Annotated in this window: 7 protein-coding genes; 2 read left to right on the top strand and 5 right to left on the bottom strand. The window is 57.5% G+C overall.

Translation table 11 applies throughout. The features are described from left to right. Positions 1–310, bottom strand: a 310-nt coding sequence (locus ABSE61_RS36660; protein WP_423876032.1) for a sigma 54-interacting transcriptional regulator, incomplete at its 3' end; no start/stop codon positions are given. Between ABSE61_RS36660 and ABSE61_RS36655 the strand changes: the two genes are divergently transcribed. Together ABSE61_RS36655 and ABSE61_RS36650 are read left to right on the top strand one after the other, a co-directional pair. Next, positions 224–406, top strand: a complete 183-nt coding sequence (locus ABSE61_RS36655; RefSeq protein ID WP_423876034.1) for a dienelactone hydrolase family protein — start codon at positions 224–226, stop codon at positions 404–406. The two genes, ABSE61_RS36660 and ABSE61_RS36655, sit on opposite strands and share 87 nt — an antisense overlap. A 165-nt stretch (positions 407–571) precedes the next feature. Continuing rightward, entirely contained in the window at positions 572–754 is a 183-nt protein-coding gene (locus tag ABSE61_RS36650; RefSeq protein ID WP_423876031.1) for a hypothetical protein, read from the top strand. On the opposite strand, the gene ABSE61_RS36645 is transcribed toward ABSE61_RS36650, so the two are convergent. The 4 genes from ABSE61_RS36645 to ABSE61_RS36630 form a co-directional block, all read right to left on the bottom strand. Beyond that, a complete protein-coding gene (locus tag ABSE61_RS36645; protein WP_423876030.1) occupies positions 751–1596 on the bottom strand; it encodes an MBL fold metallo-hydrolase in 846 nt (281 codons plus the stop codon). The genes ABSE61_RS36650 and ABSE61_RS36645 overlap by 4 nt on opposite strands. A gap of 292 nt (positions 1597–1888) precedes the next feature. Next, on the bottom strand, positions 1889–2281 hold the full coding sequence (locus ABSE61_RS36640; protein WP_423876029.1) for a DUF302 domain-containing protein: 393 nt from the start codon (positions 2279–2281) through the stop codon (positions 1889–1891). A gap of 147 nt (positions 2282–2428) precedes the next feature. Further along, on the bottom strand, positions 2429–3178 hold the full coding sequence (locus ABSE61_RS36635; protein ID WP_423876033.1) for a glucose 1-dehydrogenase: 750 nt from the start codon (positions 3176–3178) through the stop codon (positions 2429–2431). A gap of 19 nt (positions 3179–3197) precedes the next feature. After that, positions 3198–3429 (bottom strand): DNA-3-methyladenine glycosylase I (locus tag ABSE61_RS36630; RefSeq protein ID WP_423876028.1); only part of this gene is annotated, 232 nt, incomplete at its 5' end.

Raw genomic sequence — 3429 nt, 5'->3', positions numbered from 1 at the left:
CGATTGCCCTGAACTTCTTGCCCGCGTTTTTACCGAAACGCGTCATAAAGTACCCGACGAGTAGTGGAAGGTCATCTGCACGTTCACGCAGCGAAGGCACGACAATGGGCACGACGTTCAGGCGATACAGGAGGTCTTCACGGAACTTGCCTTCGGCCACCAGCACATCCAGGTCTCGATGAGTTGCCGCCAACACTCTCACGTGGGAGAGGAGGACGAGTTCATTTCCAAGCCAGCGCAAGCTCAGATCAAGGCAGCACTGGGTAGCAAACCAAACGCGACGGTCTACAGCTATCCGGGGCAGCGCCATGCCTTCGCCCGGCATAATGGGGCCCACTACAATGCCGCTGCGGCAGCGCTCGCCAACGGGCGGACTAGCGAATTTCTATGTCAGCAACTGCGGTGACGCTTAGCGTGCAAAGTGAACATCGGTTACCAACAGTCTGCGCTCCGAGGTCGTAGTCGTGGTGAACTTGAGTTGGAGGGTCGGAGAATTTTGTGCCGATTTTGTACCGCAGGCCTGCTTTTGAGGCTTTTGGCGACTTCTGCGACTTTATAGAATCAGCAGACGATGTTTGAAAAACTTGTCAAGTCGTGGTTCGAATCCATGCCGGAGCCAACCGGGGCCGCCTACGTGTCGGCCAAGCAGGAAGAACGGCGCGAATTCGATTCCGGGCTCGGGTTTCATCGGCGGTTACCGACGGTGGCGGCCCTGGGCTGGCGCCTCGGGCCCAACCAACTACCCATCGTTTAACCCTTTACCGCGCGAGCCGAATTCCATAGCACTGGGGAATTCACTCGATCGGGATAGATCGCGAGCATCTGGTCGTACAATTCCTTGGCGGTTTTCGTCCTTGCTGCAATCCTGTCGAAATCCCGAATGTATTGTCTGGTTTCCTCAACAATGCTCGGAGCATCCGCGCGGCCCGGCCTCTTGTGCCCCGCGATGACGGCGCGCGGCTTCAGCGATTCGATCATGTCGAGCGCGGCGATCCACTCTTGTCTTGAATCAGCATTCGACTCGCCGAGGTGGATATGAACGTCGTTGTACGCAACGTCGCCCGCCACTACCAGGCCGATCGAAGGGATATGGAGGCAAGTCGTATTCCGGGTATCAGTATGGCCCGCTGGAATACTCACGAGTTCCTCACCTTCTAGTTGAAAAACGCCCCCAGCGAGCTCTTCTGCAATCGGAAGCGCCGGGTCGATCTGCCCAGGGAATCGGGATTTCCAATATGCCTCAAGCCAGGGCGGTGAGAGTTGCTCTCGCATTACCGAGATGGCCTCTCGCGATGCGACAAATCGGGCATCTGGAAAGCGGTGTTGAATCGTGTTTACACCGAAGAAGTGATCTCCATGACCATGCGTCGCATAGATCGTGGTCAAATTCCTTCCACTTGCGGCGACCCATTCGGCAAGCGCCTGGTTTTGCTCCATGGTGATGAAGGTGTCGACGAGCACGGCATCTCGTTCGCCCGAGATCAGCGTTGACGATATCGGTGACCATCTCCTCTCCGTTACGCCCGGCGGCAAGTCGCTGGTGATGACGGCGACCTGAGGGCTGACAAAGACCTCCCACTTCAAACGGCTGTTCATAGCCTTCGCTCCTTGACGGCGAATTCCCGTCCTACTTTGCCTGAACCGGCGTTGCGTGAACAAGCGGCGCATCCACCAAATGCACACTCAGGAACCATGCCGGCAAGCTCGTTGCGGCGCAGAACTTCGCTGACAACCAGATCGTTCGTGCCGTCGTCCCCGAGTTCGCCGGCACGGCGTGCCAGTTTGCTAACCTGTCCAATGATTACCTGATGCGCGTCCGTTGTGCGGTGGTTCCGTCTGATGCCGCGCTTTCACGTTTGTTCTTCACAAAGAATCCTTTCCTGATCTTTCAAGCCGCAGCCTGTCGCAAAAGATTTTCGACCTTAGCGTCCAGATCGCGAGCTATGTTCAACGCTTCGCTGTTTCCATAAGGCGCTAAGAGGCTGGCCATCCGGTCATATGAAAGATGCACGCCATCGGCACGCTCGTCTATAAGGGCGGTTACCGGAGCATAGGAGCCGGCGTCCGGAACAAGCCTGGCCATCGACAGCATGATGAGCGGGTTGCCCATGATCAGGCGGACCATCTTCGGGCCTCCTTCCACTCCGGCTTTCGCGAGAACCGCGCCGTGATCGAGCCGCATGAACTCCATGAGACCGATCTCGCTTACGCTCTCATCAATCACGTTCCGCATTTCCTCGAACGTGGTTGCGGCGGCGACCTTTGCCGTGAATTCGACCATGTTCGGCCTGCCGATCGCGTCTTCCACCGCGGCTAGAACGCTGTCAAACGGCTTCCGGGAGGTTATGCTCCACCGTTGTACGTCTACCTGATGAGTTTGCATTTTCGGTTTCACCCCTCTTCTGTTGGGTCGCCAGCGGACCGTAGTTCAGATTTGCGCGAAGCCTCCGTCGACGAACAGCTCAGTGCCCGTGATGTAACTGCTGTCATCAGATGCGAGAAACACAACGGCGTTGGCGACCTCGTCTGGCTGGCCAAACCTGCCGATGGGTATGGCGCTCGCGACCATCTTCCGCCGTTGCTCACCGGCTTCACTGGATGCAAGCAACTCATTCAGTCCCGGCGTGTCGATGGTACCGGGGCTGATCGCGTTGACGCGAATTCGCCGCCCCTTGAGGTCCGTCGTCCACGTTCGCGCGAAAGAGCGGATGGCCGCCTTCGTAGCGCTGTAAACGCTGTTGGAGGCCAGGCCTTTGCTGGCCACAACGGACGCGTTGAGAATGATCGAGGCGCCCTCAGGCATCAGCGGGAGCGCTTTCTGTACGGTGAACAGCACCCCTTTGACGTTGACGTTGAAAATGGAATCAAATAGTTCCTCAGTGATGTTTCCGAGTGCAGCGTATCGGGCAATCCCCGCATTCGCGAAGAGAACGTCGAGACTCTGTTTCTCGCTCTTGATTTGCGCGTAGAGCCGGTCGAGATCGCCGGCATTCGACACATCTCCACGTACACCAGTCGCATTTCCCCCAATTTGCTGGACAGCCGTGGCGAGTTCTTGTTCGCGACGGCCGGTGATGTAAACGTGGGCTCCCTCTTTGGCGAGTGCTTTCGCCGCCGCAAGGCCGATCCCACTCGTCCCGCCCGTTACCAATGCTACTTTTGCGTCCAGTCTTGGCATTCCGGCTCCTTCCAATGGTTCAACCTTCCGGCTTGACGATAGCTGTCGCGACTTCCCGATATCGGAAGCATTCGACGAGGTGGTCGTTCACCATTCCCACTGCCTGCATGTGGGCGTAAATGACCGTGGAACCCACGAATGTGAATCCACGGCCTTTCAGGTCTTTGCTCAGCGCATCGGATTCCGCGGAGGTGGCGGGGATCTGCTTCATGACTCTCCAGCGGTTTACTTTCGGCTCTCCACCGACAAAG

It is taken from the genome of Bradyrhizobium sp., assembly GCF_049519115.1.
Classification (GTDB): Bacteria; Pseudomonadota; Alphaproteobacteria; order Rhizobiales; family Xanthobacteraceae; genus Bradyrhizobium.
This window is presented reverse-complemented; position numbering and strand designations above follow the sequence as displayed.